Below are 20,317 nucleotides of genomic sequence, written 5' to 3'. Positions count from 1 at the left end.
CTCTGCGCACCGGGGCGAGCACTCCGATACCTCAGAAAACTTCAAATCGCGGTATCAGCCGCTGCGGAAAATCTTGCCAGTGCTGAGGCGATGTCTTTTCATTACCGGCGACATGCTAACCACAATATACGTCATATTCTGACGCAAATCTGTCTTAGTCTGACGCCGAGCGATACCGGACGCTGTCACATGTCGATTCGCTGGTTCGTCATTCGATTAGCTGGGTAACACGATTTCTGAGCAGCCGTGGCAATACCGCTAGCGCGGCTCATCGATTTCGTTGAGATCGAGAAAGTGTGCCCCCGGGCCCTCGCTCGCTATGGCGTCACCCGGATTGCGCAACGGGCAGTCGGCCAGTGACAGGCAGCCGCAACCGATACAGGAATCGAGCTGGTCGCGCAGAGCGGTCAAGGCTGAGATACGCGCATCCAGCACCTTGCGCCAGCGGGCCGACAAGCGCTGCCAGTCGGTGTGGCTGGGTATCCGGTCTGCGGGCAGTTCGGCCAGGGCATCGGCAATGGTATCGAGATCGATGCCGGTGCGCTGGGCCACCTTGATCATGGCCAGCACCCGCAATACGCGGCGGTGGTAGCGGCGCTGGTTACCGCCGGTGCGCCAGCTGCAAATCAGCCCGCGCGACTCGTAGTAGTGCAGGGCCGACACCGCCAGGCCACTGCGCTTGGCCACTTCGCCTACGGTCAGCTCCACTTTTGGTGGGGGAGAATCGGGGGATAAAAAAGACATGATTTAACGCGGCTCGGCTATTGACCTTAACTTAACTTGAGGTTTTATCATCCGACCCGACGCAATACAAGTAAGGCAAGCCAACAAAAGGACACCGCAATGACTTTCAATACCAACCCCCTGTTTATGGGCAACGCCATTGCTGCCATACACAAAACCCTGCGGGCTGAGCTGTTTGCCGTTTCGGCATTGCTGAGCCATCCGGCCGCAGGAATCGATGAGATCATCAGTAAACTGGCGGAAATCCGCCAGCTGCTCAATACCCACAGCCATCAGGAAGACAGCGCGCTGGAAAGCCTGCTGCGCGACTACGATCCCGCCATGGCCAACCGCATGGAAGACGATCACCTCAAATTCGGTGCGCAATTACAGCAACTCTGCGCCCAGGCCAGCACCGCACAAGCGCTGCCGGAGCACAGACACTGTGAGCTGATTGAGCGGCTCTACCTTGACTGGAACCGCTTTGTCGGTGAGTATCTTTTGCATCTGGATCTGGAAGAGCGGGTGCTGCTGCCAGCGCTTATGCGGCAACTGTCACCGGTTGAAAGCCTCGCCTGCACCCTGTTAATGCAAGCCCCTCCCACCCGACGGGAATGGCTCGGCACCGGCGGTGCGCACGCGGGCCGGGTCGCACCCTCAAACGGGTCACTGTCTTTGGAGATGAGCCGGTGACCCAAGCCATGACACTCGAACAAGGAGCCTCTGTGGAACCCATTATTGCGGTACGCAGCCTCAACAAAACCTATCAATCCGGGTTTTGCGCGCTTAAAAGTATTGACCTTGAGATCAAACGCGGCGAAATCTTTGCCCTGCTCGGGCCCAACGGCGCCGGCAAAACCACACTGATCAGTATTATTTGCGGCATCGTCAACGCCTCGGGCGGAGAAGTCACCGCCGACGGACTGGATATACTGCGGGATTATCGCGAAGCTCGCCAACGTATCGGCCTGGTACCCCAAGAGCTGGCCGTCAATATCTTTGAAACCGTCTGGGCCACCGTAAAATTCAGCCGGGGTCTGTTCGGCTGTGCGCCCGACGACAATTATCTGGAACAACTGCTGAAGAATCTGTCGCTCTGGGATAAGCGTGACTCAACCATTATGGCGCTGTCCGGCGGTATGAAACGACGGGTACTGATCGCCAAGGCACTGGCGCATGAACCCAAGATTCTCTTTCTCGATGAACCGACCGCCGGGGTGGATGTGGAGCTGCGCCGGGACATGTGGGCCATGATCCGAAAGCTGCGCGAAGATGGCGTCACCATCATTCTCACGACTCACTACATCGAAGAAGCAGAAGATATGGCCGACCGAATCGGGGTGATCAACAAGGGCGAGATTGTCCTGGTGGAAGAAAAACACGCGCTGATGAAGCAGCTGGGCCGCAAAACCCTGACCGTGCAACTGGCACGCCCCATCGCCCGCTTGCCCACTAACGTCAACAGCGACGCCGTTAGCCTCACACAAGACGGCCGCACCTTGGTGTATCAGTACACCACTGCCGCAGATGACAGCGGTGTGTCACAACTGCTGGGGCAACTGCAGGAGGCGGGCATCGAATACAGCGATCTGTCGACCAAGCAAAGCTCGCTGGAGGAAATATTTGTCTCGCTGGTGGAGGAGAAACAATGAACCTGCACGGTGTCAAAGCCATTTATCTGTTTGAACTGGCGCGTACCTGGCGCACGCTGATGCAATCCATTGCCTCGCCGGTTCTGTCCACCTCGTTGTATTTTATTGTTTTCGGCTCGGCCATAGGCTCGCGCATCGTGGAAATTGACGGCATCAGCTATGGCGCGTTTATTATCCCCGGGCTAATCATGCTGACCATACTGACCGAGAGCACATCAAATGCTTCCTTTGGTATTTATATGCCCAAGTTTACCGGCACCATTTACGAGATTTTATCAGCGCCTGTTTCAACTCTGGAAATCGTTGTCGGTTACGTCGGCGCCGCCGCCACCAAATCGGTGATTCTCGGCGTGATCATCCTGATCACCGCGCGCCTGTTTGTGGATTACTCCATTGAGCATCCTCTATGGATGTTTGGCTTTTTGGTACTCACCTGCTTGACCTTTAGCCTGCTCGGCTTTTTGATTGGGCTTTGGGCGAACAGCTTTGAGCAGCTGCAAATCATCCCGATGATGGTGATTGCACCGCTCACGTTTTTGGGTGGGACTTTTTATTCCATCAATATGCTACCCGAGTTGTGGCAAAAGGTGACCCTGCTCAACCCGGTGGTGTATTTGGTCAGTGGCTTTCGCTGGAGCTTTTACGGCAACGCCGATGTGCACCTAGGCATCAGCCTCGGTATGATCCTGCTGTTTATGCTGATATTTATTTCAATCATAACCTGGATTTTCAAAACCGGTTACAAGTTAAAAAGCTAAGCTGATCTACTTAACTGCATACGTATTCATGACAATGAATACGTATGCATCTTCGCCGCTGTTTGTGCTTGTCGTACTCTCACTTTCGCCAATAACCATAACATCAGTGAGAGGAACTTATGCGATCCATGCAACTCTGTTGCCTGATCGCCGCAGCGCTGTTAAGCGCCTGTGGCGGCGGCACCAATGTCCACGATAATGTTTCATCCTCCAGCCTCGCCAGTAGCAGCTCCAGCGAGATGTCCAGCAGCTCAAGCTCTTCAAGCTCGGCGCCGAGTATCGAACTGCCCGTAGCGCTCGCAGACGATCAGGCGATTATTTTCTACCTACGCGAAGACGGCAACTATGACAACTGGGGGCTGCACCTTTGGAACAATGACGCCTGTAACGCCCTGGCCGAATCCGCCGTCGAGGGTGTTACCTGGGGCACCCCCATGCTGCCTACGGGTGTCGACGAGCTTTATGGCGCCTACTATGTCCTGGATTTAAACGCGCCCGCTGAAGACGCCGGCTGCATTAATTTTATTGTCCACGCCGGCGACGACAAAGCTCTGGGGCAAAACGACTTGATGATGGATTTGAGCCGCGGCTCTGTCGCGCTCACCGAGCACGGTTTATCCAATATTCACTACCCGCAAGATGACAGCGGCGAAGCCCCCCTGCCCTTTACCTTAAGCGATACCCAGGCGGCTATTTTCTATCAGCGCGATGATGCACTTTACGATGACTGGGGCCTGCACTTATGGAACGGCGGTGACTGTAATGCCCTCGCCGATAACACCATCAATGGCATCACCTGGGACAACCCCATGCCGCCTAGCGGCATCGACAGCGAACGCGGCGCCTACTACCTTCTCGATTTGAACGAGCCGGGCGGCTGCATCAACTTTATTCTGCACTCAGGCGACACCAAAGCGCTGGGCGATGCCGACCTGGTAATGGATCTTTCTCTGGGCAACATTGCCTATACCGCGCATGGATCCAGCACCCTGACCTATTCAGGCGATGCCGGCCCGGCGCAGGTGACACTGGCGAGCTTCAGCGCTCATTGGGTCAATACCAACACTCTGCTCTGGAATGCCCCGGAACAGACCGCCGAAGTTCGCCTGTACGCCGACCAACAAGGCGAGATTCGGGTGGAGAATAATACGCTCATCGGCGGCGAGTTTAGCGTCTTGTCAGCAACTACCCTGGATAGCGCCACCGCCGGAAAATTTCCCCATCTGGCAGACTGGTCCGCCTGGCAACTGGACACCCAGACCCTTAACGCCGACACCTGGCTCGCCGGCGAGCTGGTCGCCGCCGCTTTTGATAGCCAAGGCAAGTTACTCAAGGCGACCAGCGTGCAAACCCAGGGGGCTCTCGACGCCTACTTTGCCACTGACGCACGCTTGGGCGCCTGGATTGAAAGCGGCGAGACTCACTTTGCCGTTTGGGCGCCCACCGCAACCGATATGCGGGTGGAAATTTTTGCCAGCGCCGAGCACAGTGAGCCCAGCTCGACTCAAGCGATGAGCAAAGGCGAGTACGGCGTCTGGCGTGCCACGAACGCCAGCGATTTGCACGGCCACTATTACCGCTACGCCTTCACGATTTATCACTACCGCAGCGATCAGCAAGAGAGCCTGACCAGCACCGATCCCTACTCGCTTAACCTTGCGCAAAACAGTGCCTTGAGTCAGGTAGTGGATTTGTCTCGGGCCGACACCATGCCCTCTGGCTGGCAGAGCCACAGCGTACCCACACTGGCAGCACCGGAAGATCACATTATTTACGAAGTGCATATTCGCGACTTCTCGGCCCTGGACCAAAGCACCGATCCGGCGTATCGCGGAAAGTACCTGGCTTTTACCGACAGCGACAGTGTGCCGGTTATCCACTTGGGCGAGCTCCAACAGGCGGGGCTGAACACCGTCCACTTGCTGCCCACGTTTGATATCGCCACCATTAATGAAAACGCCGGTGAGCGGGTCGACATCACCGATACCGTGGGTGATCTGTGCACACTCAACCAGACGGCGCCAGTATGCGATCAGTTTTCCGCAGGCACCAAGCTCAGCGAGGCGCTGGAAAGTTTCGATCCGGCCACTGGTGATGCCCAGTCACTGATGAATGATCTTCGCTCGCTGGACTCGTTTAACTGGGGCTATGACCCGCTGCACTACACCGCGCCCGAGGGCAGTTACGCCACCGACCAGAGCGGTTTTACCCGTCTTGTCGAGTTTCGCGCTATGGTCCAGGCGCTGCACGAGATGGGGCTAAGGGTTGTGATGGATGTGGTCTACAATCACACCAACGCCTCTGGCCTGGGGGATAAATCCGTACTGGATAAACTGGTACCGGGGTATTACCACCGACGCAACGAACTCTCTGGGGCGGTGGAAACGTCCAGCTGCTGCGACAATACGGCAAGCGAACACCGCATGATGGAAAAACTGATGGTCGACTCGCTGGTGGTCTGGGCCGATGCCTACCGCATAGACGGTTTTCGCTTTGACCTGATGGGCCATCATATGCGCGACAATATTCTCGCTGCTCTGGCGGCCGTACAGGCGGTGGATGCCGACACCTACTTCTACGGCGAGGGCTGGAACTTCGGAGAAGTGGTCGACAACCGCCGGGGCGTCAACGCCGTTCAGGTGAATATGGCGGGCACAGGGGTGGGCACCTTTAACGACCGCCTTCGCGATGCGGTGCGCGGCGGCGGCCCCTTTGACAGCGGCACCGCCCTGCGAGCCAATCAGGGCTATGGCACGGGCTTGTATCACTTTGCCAACGAGCTCAACACCGGCGGTGATACCGAGGCCAGCAACCTGATTGATCTGGCCGACCGGTTACGCGTCAACCTCGCGGGCAGCCTGAAAAGTTATCCGCTGACCAACCGCCACGGTGAAGAAGTCACCGGCATTGATATCCCCTATTTTGATCTCAATACCGGTTACACCGAGGACCCGCAAGAGAGCATCAACTATATCTCCAAACACGATAATCAAACGCTTTGGGATAACCTGCAATACAAAGCGCCAACGCCCATGACCAGCGCCGAGCGGGTGCGTATGCAGAACTTTTCCCTGAGCCTGCCTATGCTCGCGCAGGGCGTGCCCTTTATTCACATGGGTGCCGAGCTGCTGCGCTCCAAATCCATGCAGCGCGACAGCTACGACTCGGGCGACTGGTTCAACCGGGTGGATTTCACCGGGCAGGACAACAATTGGAACAAGGGCCTGCCTCGCGAAGACAAAGACGGCAGTAACTGGGACCTGATCGGCCAGATCATCGGTGACCCTAACGCCAAGCCCAACGCAAGTGACATCGCCCAGGCCAGGACTCTGTTTAAAGAGTGGCTCCGTATTCGCAGCAGCTCAGCGCTGTTTCGTCTACCAACAGCCGATGCCGTCAACACTCAGCTGAGGTTCCACAACACCGGGCCGGAACAGGCACCGGGGTTGCTGGTGATGAGTATCGCCGACAGCCAAAACCGTGATCCGCTCTACAGCGCTCTGGTGGTGGTGTTTAATCCATCCGCCAACCCAGTAACAGTGAGCACGCCGCTTGCTGGCACCTTGCGCTTGCACCCTGTGCAACTGGGCTCGGCCGATGCGCTCACCCGTACAGCCAGTGCCGACGGCGCCAGCCTGTCCGTGCCGCCACTGACTACGGCGGTGTTCGTCCGCGAGGATTAGCCCTTCGGCAGCCCCGCCGGGGCTGCCTTTTTCAAGCCTGTCCCGATTGCGCTATAGTGGAACCACACAGTGACTTCTACGCTCGGGACCCTAATGCCCTACCGCCAGTTTCTCAATAATTCCACCAACCGCAAGCGGCGGGACATCCCCAACTCGCGCTTTTACTACCTGCTGATCAGTATTCTTATTCTGGCCTCCGTACTCACCGGTGGCTATTACGTCGACCGGCTTAATAACGAGAACTACCACCAGCAAGAACGCGGCGAAGTACGCGACGAGCTAGCGGTCATTCGGGCGCAGCTTGAGGGTACGATCAATAGCAGCTTGCAGACGGTGCAGGGACTGGTGGCCGCTATTCAGGTTGATCCAGGGATGGATCAACAAAGATTCAGCCGCTTTGCCCGCCACCTGTTCGGCAGTGACACTCTGCTGCGCAATATTGGCGGCGCGCCGGATCTGGTGATTCGGCTGATGTACCCCATGCAAGGTAATGAACAAGCCATTGGGCTCGACTACCGCGCGAACACCGCGCAGGCACCGGCCGTGCTCGCGGCCATTGAGGCGGGCACCATGACCGTCGCCGGGCCGGTTGAGCTGGTCCAGGGCGGCAAGGGTCTGATCGGACGCATACCCGTGTATCTGGATGACGGCGAACTCTGGGGGCTGGTTTCCGCGGTCATTAATCTGGAAAGGTTTTATCAGGCAAGCGGCATAAACGACATACATTCACTCGAGTTTGCCATACGCCACACGGGCGTAAAGCAGGATGCGGCAGCGGTGTTTTACGGCGATCCGGCCGTGTTTTCCCGTGACCCTGTGACTGCAAGCGTCAGTTTACCCGCGGGGAAATGGGAAATTGGCGCCCTGCCTCAAGGCGGCTGGTCCCGCGCGGCCGGTAACGCACTTTGGGTGCGTGGGTTGATTGCCTTGTTGTGCCTGGCCATTCTGGCACCGGCACTGTGGGTAATCTATTTGCTGCAGTCGCGGCGAGAATCCGAAGAGCGACTGCGTGGGCTGTTCGATCTGTCCCCTCTGGGCATCGCACTCAACGACTATCAAACCGGCCGCTTTGTCGAGGCCAATGATGCACTGTTGCAATGCTGCGGCTATGACTTCGCGGCGCTCCACCAACTCGATTACTGGGCGCTCACCCCTCAAGAGTACGCCGACGAAGAGCAGCAACAGTTGGCTGCACTCAGCACTACCGGCCGCTATGGGCCTTATCAGAAGGAATACATTCGCAAAGACGGCAGCCGTGTTCCCGTACAGCTCAACGGCTTGCTGATCAGCGACCGCTCCGGGCGCCGCTATATCTGGTCCATCATTGAGGATATCAGTGATAGACGAGCCGCCGAGCGCACACTGCAAGAGCACAAAACGCAACTGGAGTTGGTGATCAGCAGTACCGGCGTGGGCATATGGGATTGGGACTTGCCCAGCGGCAAAACCGTATTCAACGAGCGCTGGGCCAATATGCTTGGCTATGACTTACAGGAGCTCTCCCCAACTAGCATCGACACCTGGAAACGGCTGATTCACCCCGAAGATGGCGCGCGTACCCACGCCCTGCTCAATGCCTACTGGGCGGGAGAAACACAACGCTATTCCAGCGAAGTGCGCATGCGCCATAAAGACGGCAACTGGGTTTGGGTACTGACCACAGGCGAGGTGGTCGAGTGGTTGTCGGCGGGTCAGCCCAAGCGCATGGTAGGTACTCACCTGGACATCAGCGAACAAAAGGCCGCTCTCGAGGCCTTGGAAAAATCACAGCGCCAACTGAATCAATTTTTTGAGAGTTCCAGCGCTTTTATGTGCATTACCGACGCCGACGGCCGGTTTGAGCGGGTCAATCCCAGCTTTCTCAGCGTGCTTGGTTACTCGGAACACGAAATTATCGGCACTAGCTCGCTTGAGTTGGTGCACCCCGATGATTTGCTAGAGGCTCAAGATGAGGTCAAGCAGCTAGCACGCGGTGAGCCCACCTTCTCCTACACCAATCGCACGCGCTGTAAAGACGGCCGCTACCTGACACTCTTGTGGAATACCTCACCCGATCCACAGACAGGCAAATTTTACGCCTCTGCAATCGACATCACCGAGCGACAAAAGAGCGCCCATCAACTCAAACGGCAACAACAAATGCTCGAGGCCATGAGTGAGCAGGGACGCATCGGTGCCTGGGAATACAACCTGGAAACCGGCTCGCTCTACTGGTCAGCGATGACTCGCAGCATTCACGAAGTGCCCGAAGATTTTACGCCAACGTTAGAAGAAGCCACCCGCTTTTACAAAGAGGGAAAAGACCGCGACACATTGCAACACCTCATACAAAAAACCATTGATACCGGTCAATCTTTCCAGACAGAGCTCAAGATCGTGACCGCCACAGGCCGCGAGCGCTGGATCTGCGCAACCGGACAAGCGGAGTTCAGCGGCGGTCGCTGTAGCCGTCTCTATGGCTCCTTTCAGGATATACACGAGCGCAAGCTGGCGGAAAATACCCTGGAAAAAGCCAAGCTGGCCGCTGAGGCGGCCGCCGCGGCCAAAAGTGAATTTCTCGCGGTAATGAGCCACGAAATTCGCACCCCCATGAACGGCGTATTGGGCATGCTCAACGTTCTGCAGCGCTCTCTCGTCAACGAGGCTGATCTGCACAAACTGAGTATTGCCCGCAGCAGTGCCGAATCGCTGCTGGCGATTATCAATGACATTCTGGATTTTTCCAAAGTCGAGGCGGGTAAGCTTGAGCTAGAGAAGGTAACCTTCGAGCTGCACCATTTTCTCGATACTTTTGGCCATGCTTTGGGCATGCGGGCCGAGGACAAGGGGTTGGAACTGATCCTCGATACCAGCGAGCTGGAGACGGCCACGGTAACAGGTGACCCTGGCCGGCTTCGACAAATTCTCACCAACTTGGTCGGCAACGCTATCAAGTTTACCCACAAAGGCCACGTGCTTGTGCACTGTGCCAGCCGAAGCAGTGAGCGGCATGTGATACTTGAGATATCGGTTCACGACACCGGCATAGGCATAGACCCGCAAAAACAGTCGCGCTTATTTGAGCCGTTTTCGCAACTGGACGCCTCGACCACTCGCGAATATGGCGGCTCGGGTTTGGGCCTTGCCATATGCCGACAGCTCACTGAGCTGATGGGCGGCACTATTTCGGTCGACAGTAAAGCGGGGCAAGGATCCTGCTTTCAATTTTTTGTGTTACTCGATAAATCAACCAGTAGTCTCTACCAACCACCGGATTTAAAACAAGCCAATCTCCACGCGCTAATATACAGCCCCAATGCGACTATGGCCGAAAGCCTCGGTAAACAACTCAGCGCGTGGGGCGCTCATGTACGCCTCGATTCACCCACCGAGCAGCACGACGCAGCGGCGACGTTCGATCTGCTGCTAATTGACAGCCGGTCCGATGCGACAGCGCTCAAGCAGTTTCAGGCTATGCGGCACGCGGGCCAGTGCCGGCATTTGGTATTGCTGTCCAATTTGAGCGACAGCGTTGAGCTATCGGGAGCAGACCAAAGCATTTACCGGCCTGTGGCTACCGCTCAACTGCTGGACGTGCTGGGCAAATTGACAGAACATGGCGGCCGGATGCAATCGTCCAATCTGTTTGGCCACCCGAGCCGCAGGGATACACTTACCACCACGCAATGGCCTGAAAACACCCGAATTCTCTTGGTGGAGGATAACCCCATTAATCAGGAAGTGGCGCAGCTGATACTAGGAGAGCTAGATCTCCTCGCTGACTGCGCTGGCAATGGCCACGAGGCGATAGCGGCCTTGCAAGCTGCGACAGACGGCGAGCCCTATACACTGGTACTAATGGACTGCCAGATGCCGGAAATGGATGGTTTTGAGGCGACCCGGAAGATACGCGCTGGTGTGGCGGGAGAGCAGAATCGGACATTACCCATTATCGCACTGACGGCGAATGCCATGCACGGCGACCGTGAAAAGTGCCTGGCTGCGGGGATGGACGACTATCTCGGCAAGCCAATCCAAATACCCGCTTTGGCGCTTTGCCTGCAGCGGTGGATACGCAACCATACACCCCGGCTGCAAGACACGGAGCCCACGCTTGAGAAGAGGGAAAACCAAGCTTTATGGGACAGCGACAAAGCCCTCGCAAGCCTATTCGCAAAGCGAGAAATTCTCGACCGCTTGCTGCAATTGTTCTGCGAAAAAACACCCGAGCGACTCGGCTTATTGCGCGAAGCACTGAGCGAAAACAACGCCCAGGCTATCGCCTTACAGGCACACTCTGTCAAAGGCAGTGCGGGACAACTGCAGGCCTCGCGGCTACAGCGGCTGGCCGGTGAACTTGAACAAGCAGCAAAGGAGGAAAACTGGCAAGCCATAAACACCCGATTTGCGGAGTTTGAACACGGCTGCCATCAACTGATCGAGCGGTTCAGAGACTTCCTCAGCGCGGGTTGAGCAGGTGTCAATCCGCGCGCTTACTAACCCCCTGCCTACTTAGATAATGGTGTCGGACTGCCACTCCCTGAGCTGACTGACGCTAAACGGCAGAGCCGATACCGACAAAAACCAAGCTCAACAAAAAAGAGCGGCCATTGGCCGCTCTTATCACTTCAACTCTCAGTTAATTAAGGGTTTGACCGGGATTTACTTTTCCCAGGCGACACCCACTCTGCCAGTTTAAAGACCACCACGAAGAACAGGGGTACAAAGAAAATAGCGAGGAAAGTGGCCGAGATAATGCCCCCGAGTACCGCCGTACCAATGGCATTTTGCGAACCAGAGCCGGCGCCGGTGCTGATGGCCAATGGCGTGACCCCGAGCCCGAACGCCAGGGAGGTCATGATAATCGGGCGCAAACGCATACGCACCGACTCCATGGTCGCCTTCATCAAATCCATACCCTCCTCGTACAGCGACTTGGCGAACTCCACAATCAAAATGGCGTTTTTCGCCGACAGGCCGACCGTCGTCAACAGACCCACCTGGAAGTAAACGTCGTTCGACAACCCCCGAGCCATGGCAAAGAGCACCGCACCCAAGACCCCGAGCGGTACCACCAGCATCACCGAGAAAGGCACGGACCAGCTTTCATACAACGCTGCCAGGCACAGGAACACCACAAGAATCGACAGCGCGTACAACAGCGGTGCCTGATCGCCCGACTCGCGCTCCTGTAGGGACATGCCTGTCCACTCGAAACCGAAACCGGGTGGCAACTTGGTCATCAAGGACTCCATGATTTCCATGGCTCGGCCGGAGCTGACGCCCGGTGCACCCTGGCCCTGAATATTCACCGCCGAAACACCGTTGTACCGCTCAAGGCGCGGTGAACCGTAGATCCAACGCCCCGTGGAGAAAGCCGAGAAAGGTACCATCTCGCCCTCGGCATTTTTCACATACCAGTTACCGACATCGTCGGGCATCATTCTGAAAGGCGCATCGCCCTGCACGTAAACACGTTTGATACGGCCCTGGTCGATAAAGTCATTCACGTAGGACGCCGCCCAGGCCGTGGAGAAAACGCTGTTAATCTGATCAATGGAAATGCCCAGTGCCGAGGCTTTTTCCAGATCCACATCCAGCTTGAACTGGGGCGTATCTTCTTGACCGTTCGGACGAACCGCCACCAGCTCCTGCTCCTGTGAGGCCATGCCCAGCAGCTGATTGCGCGCATTCATCAAAGCTTCATGTCCCTGCCCCCCGAGGTCCTTGAGCTGCAGGCTGAAGCCCGACGAAGTGCCCAATTGGGTGATGGCCGGAGGAACAAAGGCAAACACCATCGCTTCTTTAATGGTAGAGAAAAAGCCCATGGCGCGCCCTGCCAAAGACTGCACGTCCTGACCGTCCTCGGTGCGATCATCCCAGTCTTTGAGTTTGACAAAGGCGATGCCGTTGTTTTGGCCACGGCCGCTGAAACTAAACCCAATGACCGAGAAGACCGAGTTCACCACTGACTCTTCCTGGTTCAGGTAGTAGTTTTCAATATTGTCCATGACGGCAATAGAGCGCTCTTTGGTGGCACCTACCGGCAGCGTCATCTGGGTGAACATAATGCCCTGATCTTCGTCGGGCAGGAAAGAGCCCGGCAACCGGCCAAAGAGCAGTGCTAACACGACAACGATGGCAATGTAGATGGCCATGTACCGCCCCTTGCGCGCCAAAATGTGGCTGACGCTGCTCTGATAGCCTGTCGAGGAGCGATCGAAAAAGCGGTTAAACCAGCCGAAAAAGCCCTTTTTGTCGTAGTGCCCTTCTTCGCCTGGTTTAAGCATAACGGCGCAGAGCGCGGGCGTAAGCGTCAAGGCCACCAGTACCGACAGGGCCATGGCAGACACAATGGTAATGGAGAACTGGCGATAGATTACACCGGTAGAGCCACCGAAAAAGGCCATGGGGACAAATACGGCCGACAGCACCAGCGCAATGCCCACCAGTGCCCCGGTAATCTGTCCCATGGATTTTCGCGTCGCCTCGCGCGGCGGCAACTTGTCCTCGTGCATCACACGCTCGACGTTCTCCACCACCACAATAGCGTCATCCACCAACAGACCGATGGCCAACACCATGGCGAACATGGTGAGCGTATTGATGCTAAAACCAAAGGCCTCCAAGATGGCAAAGGTACCCAGCAATACCACGGGCACGGCAATGGTGGGGATCAAGGTAGCGCGGAAGTTCTGCAGGAACAGATACATGACCAGGAACACCAACACAACCGCTTCAATCAAGGTATGCACTACCCCTTCGATGGACAACTTCACAAAAGGTGTCGTGTCGTAGGGATATACCACTTCCATGGAGTTGGGGAAGAAGGGTTCGAGTTCAGCAATGCGGTCACGCACGCCCTGAGCGGTCTCCAGTGCATTGGCGCCGGAGGCCAGTGTAATCGCGAGGCCGGTCGCCGACTGGCCATTATACTCGGTTTCAAACTGGTAGTTTTCACCCCCAAGTTCGACCCGTGCCACATCGCCCATGCGTACCTGGGAGCCGTCTTCATTGACCCGCAACAAAATGTTGCGGAACTCGGCGGGGGTTTCCAGGCGCGACTGCACCACAATGCTGGCGTTTACATCCTGCCCTGGCACCGCCGGCGCACCACCGAGTTCACCAGCGGCAATCTGAACGTTCTGCGCACGAATGGCGTTGACCACATCCACGGTCGTCAGTTTGTAGGTGGCCAACTTGTCGGCGTTGAGCCAAATGCGCATCGCGTACTGCGAGCCAAAAATGGTGATGCTGCCAACCCCACTGACACGGCTCAGAGGCTCGCGCACATTCGCCGCCACATAGTCGGCCAGGTCGTACTTATCCAGGCTGTTGTCGTTAGACACAAACCCGAGCACCATCAAAAAACCAGACGACGACTTGTTCACGCGAATGCCCTGCTGCTGAACTTCTTGCGGCAGCAGGGTCATGGCGCCTTGCAGTTTGTTCTGTACCTGAACCTGAGCAATATCCGGGTCGGTGCCGGCGTCAAAGGTAATGGTGATTTCACCGGTACCGGACGAATCACTGGTAGACGACATGTACTGGACATTGTCGATACCCGTCATGTTTTGTTCGATGATCTGCACCACCGAGTCTTCCACTACCTTGGCAGAAGCACCTGGATAGGTAGTACGGATGCTGACCGCTGGTGGCGCTACTTCGGGGTACTGGGAGACAGGTAAGGTCTCAATGGCCAGCACGCCGGCCAGCATAATGATGATCGAGATCACCCAGGCAAAAACCGGGCGATCAATAAAAAACTTCGCCATGGTTTACTCCCCCTGAGCGCTGCCCGCTTCTATTGCATTGACCGGCGCACCGGGGCGGATTTTCTGCAGGCCAGTCACAACGACGCGATCGCCGGCAGCCAGCCCCTCTTCAACCAGCCAATCGCTGCCGATTGCCCGGCTTGCGCGTAAGGGACGCGGCTCGACCACGCCCTCGGCGGTCACGACCATGGCCGAGGCATTGCCCTCGCGATCGCGAGTGACGGCGCGTTGAGGCGCTAAGATCACACCTTCGCGCACGCCCTCGGTCACCTGAGCACGAACGAACATGCCCGGCAGAATTAGGCTGTCCGGGTTGGGAAACAACGCACGGACAACCACAGTGCCTGTGGTCTCGTTCACACTCATATCGGCAAACTGCAACTTGCCCTCGTGCTCATAGACACTGCCGTCTTCAAGAATCAGCTGCACGCTGGGAGAGTCTGCCTCGGCCAAGGAGCCCTGCATGATCTGCTGGCGCATTTCGAGGATACGCCGGGCAGGCTGAGAAACATCCACGTAGATGGGGTCGAGCTGATGAATAGTGGCCAATACTGCCGCTTGCTGAGCCGATACCAGAGCACCCTCGGTCACTGAAGACACCCCGATGCGACCGCTGATCGGCGCCTTAACCTCGGTATAGCGCAAATCAATTTCCGCGGTGCGCAGCGCCGCCTCACTGACGGCTACACTCGCTTTCGCCTCTTCAAAGGCCGACAGTGCGTCGTCGTACTCTTGCTGACTGACGGCTTTGTCCGTCAACAGGTTTTTGTAGCGCTTTTCCCTCGCTTCTGTGGTGGCGAGGGTCGCGCGCGCCCGAGCAAGTTGCGCCCTGGCATTGGCCACCGCCGCTTCGTAGCGAGCCGGATCAATCTGATACAACTGTTCGCCGGCCTCAACGCTACCGCCTTCGGTAAACAGGCGCTTGTCGATGATACCGCTCACCTGAGGCCTCACTTCAGCCTTGCGAAACGCAACCGCCCGGCCGGGCAGCTCGTTGCTCAGGGTCACCGTTTGCTCTTTGAGGGTGACAACTTCCACCTCCGTCGGTGGCGGCGCAGCGCCCGCACCGCCCGGCGTTTGCGCCTGCTCTTCACAGGCCGTCAAAAACACCGCTGCCATTACCAGGGCAATAGCAGGTCGACTCAGGCGGGTCGCTTCGCGGCGAAAAAAGTTGGACAACATTTGCTGCTCCTTGTCTTGTGGTGCAAAAGGCACCAGCGGCTACGTCTTTAAGGAATCTACCGGGTATGAACGAACGTTCATTATCACGTAAATAAACGCCGCTCGTCACCTGGCTAACAAAACTTTGAGAATGTTAAACGGGATTAACCGTCGGTTGAGGGTGCCAGCGGATGGCATCCCAGGTGGCATCGATTACGGCCGACAGCTGCTCTTCATTGATGTGCAGCAAGCCCAAATAATGCTCACGAGCCAGGGCGCACACCGGATCAATGCACAATGCCGAGAGCATTTCATCGGAAAAAGGCTTGAGCTCGCCACTGTCGCGACCTCGCTGGTAAAGCTCCATCATCGGCTTAAAGACATCGAGCACGTCGTCGCGCTGATCGAGCAATACCGCCATCTCTTTACCGCGCTGGCCAAACAGCAAGTCCGGTGGCATGGAGTCAAACTGGACTTTACTCAGCATGATCTCCGGACACTCCAGATGAAAGGTCCAGAGGTTTAGCATCATACGCCGGTATTGCTCGTACAGCGGTAAAGAAGTGTCGTGGTCGACAAACACCCGCCGCGCGACCTCGGAGATGATGTCCTGGTATAACTGTCGGATCAGGTCTTCTTTATCGCGAAAATAGAGATAGATGGTACCAGCGGCAACCCCGGCCCTCTCCGCCAGCTGTTTCATGGAAAAGCCATGAAAGCCGCGCTCGGACAGTAGACAGAGAGTCGCGTAAAGAATCGCTCGGCGTTTGTCGTCGGCCATGAATCAACAACACACAAAAATGAACATTCGTTCATTTTAGGGAATTGTCATCCAAAGGTAAACCCCGACAGTACCTAGAACCGCCCCTATGAATACGCCAGAGCGCGGTAGGTCAGCCCCCAGACGTGCTGGTAACCCGGGCGGGCCACGAAATCGCAAGAGATGGAGCCATCCAGATCCTGCCGATAGCGGCATTCCACTGCCCGGTTATCATGCACTTGCAGCAGCGGCCAGGGCAGACCCGCACTGGCGCTGATGGCCTCGAATTCAGCGCGGGTAAACGGCGCGTGCACGGTCAGGGTAAACCGTCCCTCTTCCACCAGCACCAGCGAGGATACAAAACGCGATAAGGCCCCGTCGGGCTGGGCGAACAGACTCTGCCAATCGTAGCGGCCCCTCACGTCCCAGATACGATGGTCGCCGGGGTGACGGTACGCCATCTTCACCATACGCGGATCAAACCAGCCCAGGGGGGCAGTTTCAATTTGTGCCACCCTTCCCAGGCGGCCATGCACAGTGACCCTGGCGCCCTCCGCTTTCGCCTGGATATTCTTGTCTTGGGACAAATCGCGGCAGCGCCACAGCCGGCTAAAACCACGTTCGCGCTCATCGGCCCAGGCGTGGCTGGCGCGCTGCGCTATCTCGCCGGAATCAAAGGCAAAATGACCGACGGGGTCTGAGCTGGCAAAGACGGACTGGACTGCTTGCGCAGAGCCGGAATAGCGGAACAGCGGCATCTGACGGCCTGTCTCATCGGGGCAAAAAATACGGGCGGAGGGATCGGCGAGGGCATCAATTGCCAGATTAAAACTGGTGAGTTGCGCCTGAGTAAATACCGAAATAGCGTGACGCGCCACCTTGGGCGACAGGCTACGGGCGGCCCACTTGCGAAACAGCGCGTCCTGATCCAAGACCTTTTGCCCGAGGCTACCGCTGTAATACTGGGAGCGGTATCTCACCCAGTCGCTGTAGCCCTCGGACAACACCGCGCGCAGCTCGCCACCATCTTGAGGCAAAAGAGAAAACAAAAGCTCACTGTAGGCCTGGGAGCTGGTGATGCCGTAGCGGTCGTAGCCCCCCGTTGAGCTGTCACTGGGCACCTGGTCAGCAAACCAGTAGAGCCGCGCATCGCCTTCACAGCCCGGCGGCGGCTCACCGGTGACCACCTGAAAGACCGACTGACTGGTGTCCACCCCCCAGAGCCCCTGCACATACAGGTTCCACTGTCGGTTGAGCTGTTGCATGGGGGAGGAGATGCGTCCGCCGCGTATTCTTTCAAAGAGCGCACTGCGCGACGCCGAGCTGTTACCGATCTGGTCTGCCAATTCAATCACCGCTGTCGGGCCGCCCTGCCACTTTCCGGGCCCCTCTTATTGTATGGGCTGCGCGTCCTGTGCCTGCCCGCTGGCTGGTGATTCCTTCACAAGCTTATCTGCCAGCGCAAAAGCGGCCGGAGATGCCCCCGGCCTGACTGGTCTGAGCAGTATATTGAAAGGGCATTTGGCTGTTGGTATCACTTTGGTATCATTTACGCGCCATATCTTCAGAAACGCCCTTCAGTCGCGCTAAGTGGCCGACTGTCCCAAGGTCGGCACCTCCATAGCTCGCGCGAGGCGCCATTCGGCGAAACTACGGTACAAGCCTTGCTCTTGCGTCGGTGAAGCCGCACGGTTGTGCTGTGCGTTGCTGGTAAACTTCAGCTCGACGCTGACCAGCTGATGCAAAGGCTCGGGGGCTTGCGGATGCAAACCGCAGGACATTTCGTGAAATACCGCCATAGCCCCCGGGTAGATAAATACCCGGTACCCCTGCTGGGAAAGGGACGCGAACAGCGCCAATTCATCCAAGAGATAAGCACTCGAATGAGCATAGAAGGCCTCCAACGGCTGATCCCGGCGACTGACGTAGCTGGCGGCAAAATGCCTGGCAGAACAAGCAAAATCCGGACACTGCTCTAGCAATTGCTCCAGCTGCCGCCGATGCGCCGGGTAATCCGGGCTGGCCATCACCACTTCAGAGCCTGGCAGAAGCTCAAACTGACAGCGGCCCTCAATTTTCTGCAGCAGAGCTTCAAGCTCGAGAGTTTTGTCACGCGCAACCGCCTCTGCTCGCGCCAGCGCCTGAGCCTCATCACAGTCTTCGTTCATGCGCACCGTGTGATGGTGCATCCAATCGCCCAGAAGCAGTGTGCAGTGCTCGAACCGCCCGGCAACCCAATGCAATTGCGCTTTGAGTTTCTCACCACAAAATTTGTCATTTTCAAGACTCACACCGAGCACCACGCGCTCAGCATTAAATAGGCCTTCCCTCCTCCATGACGGCGACACCGTCCTGGGTCGAACCTTATATTTTTTTGGCGCAAAGCAAGGACAAGGCATTGCCCCCAACCGGTTCAGCACATCTGCCAGTCTAACCTCGATAGAGAAATACGGTGACTCGTGATAAATACTAACCGTTTCACAGGAAACCGCCGAGTCTATGAAAATAGGAAGATGCGCCAGGTCGGCTTCGCGAAAAACCTCCGAACAGCACCCGTCTTTTAACACCCCTGAATACCGACAACCAAATAAACGATCAAAAGCCGGGAAATCGAGAACCCGATCAGAGGGCAGCAGAGCAATGGCTGGCCTACCTTCATGCTGAATCAGAAGTGCATGCAGAACCTCACCGCCAGAAATTTCCTGCTCAGAGAAACACACAGATGCCACTATTTTTTTAAACTTAACTCTCTTACTGTCTAGCACACGGGAAAATTCTTCGAGAAAAAACATAGCAAAAATCTCCATTTCCATAGAAGCTTTTTTAAGACAAAAGAATACCGACAGAAATAAATTCCTGAAAAACGAGCATAAAAATAATTAAAAGTATTTTTTACATAACATCCTCCACTCCACGACCAGAAAAAAATGAAATTTTTATAGATTAATAAACAAGCAAACATAAATGTATTGCAAGAAAAATTTTTACTGTCTAGTATTTTTAAAACGGAGGATAAGGAGAAATCTAAATGAACCTGACGATAATTATTCCAGTGTATTTTCCAAGCACGGAATCGCTTTCTTTATTCTCAGAGCGCTTAAGAACAGCCATTTTCCCTGCACTGCACCCTGCCAGCAAGGTCACTCTGAAAGCCTTACCGAAGGGAGCAACACCCAGCATTCAAAGCCGTAGCGATCTGGCAAAAAACTCTCAATACGTTTTGGCTATTGCAAAAGAGGCTGAAGCGCAAGGCAGTGAGGGAGTTTATGTCACAGACATGGACATGTGCGGTGTGGAGATCGCAAGGGAACACTTGAGCGTTCCCATCATCGGCGGCTTCACCGCTAACACGGCAACCGCGCTATCCATTTGCCGAAGATTTTCCATCATCACCATTCTGGACAGCGTCGTGGATATGCAGCTGGAACACATTTACAGCGGCGCACTGCAGGATCGATTTGCTTCGATCAAAGTGGCAAAAGCACCCGTCAGTGAGTTACTGGATGACCCAGAAAAAACGGCCGAACGAGTCTACCGACAAGCTTATGCCGCTGTCACAGAAGACGGCGCCGAAGCATTGATTCTCGGTTGCACGGGCTTTATCGGCATTGCAGATCAGGTTCGACAGCGACTCAAGCGCAATCATCTTGACATTCCGGTACTCGATCCCAACCGGGTTGCCATAAGTTTTTTGCAGCACTTAGTGCTCTCTGGCATTTCTCAGAGCAAACGCACCTATCGAGCGCCACCGCTCACAGAGAGCGAGACAGTCAAGAATGGGTAGTCGCCGAAGTGACGAATATTTTGATAAGAGGGAGTTCGTAAC

At 56.2% G+C, this 20,317-nt stretch carries 12 protein-coding genes; 6 read left to right on the top strand and 6 right to left on the bottom strand.

Annotated elements, in window-relative coordinates; all coding sequences use genetic code 11:
* Window positions 1-258: 258 nt before the first annotated feature.
* Entirely contained in the window at window positions 259-744 is a 486-nt protein-coding gene (soxR, locus tag QWI16_RS15685) for a redox-sensitive transcriptional activator SoxR (RefSeq protein WP_302714524.1), read from the bottom strand.
* A 99-nt stretch (window positions 745-843) separates the two neighbouring features.
* Between soxR and QWI16_RS15680 the strand changes: the two genes are divergently transcribed.
* From QWI16_RS15680 to QWI16_RS15660, 5 genes are all read left to right on the top strand, one after another.
* Window positions 844-1,416 carry a hemerythrin domain-containing protein gene (locus QWI16_RS15680; RefSeq protein WP_302714522.1) on the top strand — a complete coding sequence of 191 codons (573 nt, stop codon included), beginning with the start codon at window positions 844-846 and terminating at the stop codon, window positions 1,414-1,416.
* Between the two features lie 32 nt (window positions 1,417-1,448).
* Window positions 1,449-2,375, top strand: a complete 927-nt coding sequence (locus tag QWI16_RS15675; RefSeq protein ID WP_302714520.1) for an ABC transporter ATP-binding protein — start codon at window positions 1,449-1,451, stop codon at window positions 2,373-2,375.
* Window positions 2,372-3,133: an ABC transporter permease gene (locus QWI16_RS15670; RefSeq protein WP_302714518.1), complete on the top strand. Its 762-nt coding sequence runs from the start codon at window positions 2,372-2,374 to the stop codon at window positions 3,131-3,133. Before QWI16_RS15675 ends, QWI16_RS15670 begins: the two co-directional genes overlap by 4 nt.
* 119 nt (window positions 3,134-3,252) lie before the next feature.
* Window positions 3,253-6,816: a pullulanase-type alpha-1,6-glucosidase gene (gene pulA / locus QWI16_RS15665; protein WP_302714516.1), complete on the top strand. Its 3,564-nt coding sequence runs from the start codon at window positions 3,253-3,255 to the stop codon at window positions 6,814-6,816.
* Between the two features lie 69 nt (window positions 6,817-6,885).
* Window positions 6,886-11,268, top strand: a complete 4,383-nt coding sequence (locus QWI16_RS15660) for a PAS domain S-box protein (protein ID WP_302714514.1) — start codon at window positions 6,886-6,888, stop codon at window positions 11,266-11,268.
* Between the two features lie 170 nt (window positions 11,269-11,438).
* On the opposite strand, the gene QWI16_RS15655 is transcribed toward QWI16_RS15660, so the two are convergent.
* The 5 genes from QWI16_RS15655 to QWI16_RS15635 form a co-directional block, all read right to left on the bottom strand.
* The gene (locus QWI16_RS15655; protein WP_302714512.1) at window positions 11,439-14,570 is read right to left on the bottom strand and encodes an efflux RND transporter permease subunit; all 3,132 of its coding nucleotides are present in this window, start codon (window positions 14,568-14,570) and stop codon (window positions 11,439-11,441) included.
* Window positions 14,571-14,573: 3 nt separating this feature from the next.
* Complete coding sequence (locus QWI16_RS15650) at window positions 14,574-15,752, bottom strand: efflux RND transporter periplasmic adaptor subunit (RefSeq protein ID WP_302714510.1); 1,179 nt, start codon at window positions 15,750-15,752, stop codon at window positions 14,574-14,576.
* Between the two features lie 133 nt (window positions 15,753-15,885).
* A complete protein-coding gene (locus tag QWI16_RS15645) occupies window positions 15,886-16,512 on the bottom strand; it encodes a TetR/AcrR family transcriptional regulator (protein ID WP_302714508.1) in 627 nt (208 codons plus the stop codon).
* Window positions 16,513-16,598: 86 nt separating this feature from the next.
* Window positions 16,599-17,837: a hypothetical protein gene (locus QWI16_RS15640; protein ID WP_302714506.1), complete on the bottom strand. Its 1,239-nt coding sequence runs from the start codon at window positions 17,835-17,837 to the stop codon at window positions 16,599-16,601.
* Window positions 17,838-18,077: 240 nt separating this feature from the next.
* Window positions 18,078-19,304: a tRNA-dependent cyclodipeptide synthase gene (locus tag QWI16_RS15635; RefSeq protein ID WP_302714504.1), complete on the bottom strand. Its 1,227-nt coding sequence runs from the start codon at window positions 19,302-19,304 to the stop codon at window positions 18,078-18,080.
* Window positions 19,305-19,519: 215 nt separating this feature from the next.
* Between QWI16_RS15635 and QWI16_RS15630 the strand changes: the two genes are divergently transcribed.
* Window positions 19,520-20,275, top strand: coding sequence for an aspartate/glutamate racemase family protein (locus QWI16_RS15630; RefSeq protein ID WP_302714502.1), 756 nt, complete (start codon window positions 19,520-19,522; stop codon window positions 20,273-20,275).
* The last annotated feature ends 42 nt before the right edge of the window (window positions 20,276-20,317 follow it).

It is taken from the genome of Gilvimarinus algae, assembly GCF_030518215.1.
In the GTDB taxonomy this organism is placed as follows: Bacteria; Pseudomonadota; Gammaproteobacteria; order Pseudomonadales; family Cellvibrionaceae; genus Gilvimarinus; species Gilvimarinus algae.
Note: the sequence above shows the minus strand (reverse complement) of the source record. Positions and strands in the feature narration are given on the sequence as shown.

What these genes read in the sequence shown, in the direction of transcription:
- soxR (WP_302714524.1), bottom strand. Translation starts at nt 744, where the DNA reads ATGTCTTTTTTATCCCCCGATTCTCCCCCACCAAAAGTGGAGCTGACC.
- QWI16_RS15680 (WP_302714522.1), top strand. Translation starts at nt 844, where the DNA reads ATGACTTTCAATACCAACCCCCTGTTTATGGGCAACGCCATTGCTGCC.
- QWI16_RS15670 (WP_302714518.1), top strand. Translation starts at nt 2,372, where the DNA reads ATGAACCTGCACGGTGTCAAAGCCATTTATCTGTTTGAACTGGCGCGT.
- pulA (WP_302714516.1), top strand. Translation starts at nt 3,253, where the DNA reads ATGCGATCCATGCAACTCTGTTGCCTGATCGCCGCAGCGCTGTTAAGC.
- QWI16_RS15655 (WP_302714512.1), bottom strand. Translation starts at nt 14,570, where the DNA reads ATGGCGAAGTTTTTTATTGATCGCCCGGTTTTTGCCTGGGTGATCTCG.
- QWI16_RS15650 (WP_302714510.1), bottom strand. Translation starts at nt 15,752, where the DNA reads ATGTTGTCCAACTTTTTTCGCCGCGAAGCGACCCGCCTGAGTCGACCT.
- QWI16_RS15645 (WP_302714508.1), bottom strand. Translation starts at nt 16,512, where the DNA reads ATGGCCGACGACAAACGCCGAGCGATTCTTTACGCGACTCTCTGTCTA.
- QWI16_RS15635 (WP_302714504.1), bottom strand. Translation starts at nt 19,304, where the DNA reads ATGGAAATGGAGATTTTTGCTATGTTTTTTCTCGAAGAATTTTCCCGT.
- QWI16_RS15630 (WP_302714502.1), top strand. Translation starts at nt 19,520, where the DNA reads ATGAACCTGACGATAATTATTCCAGTGTATTTTCCAAGCACGGAATCG.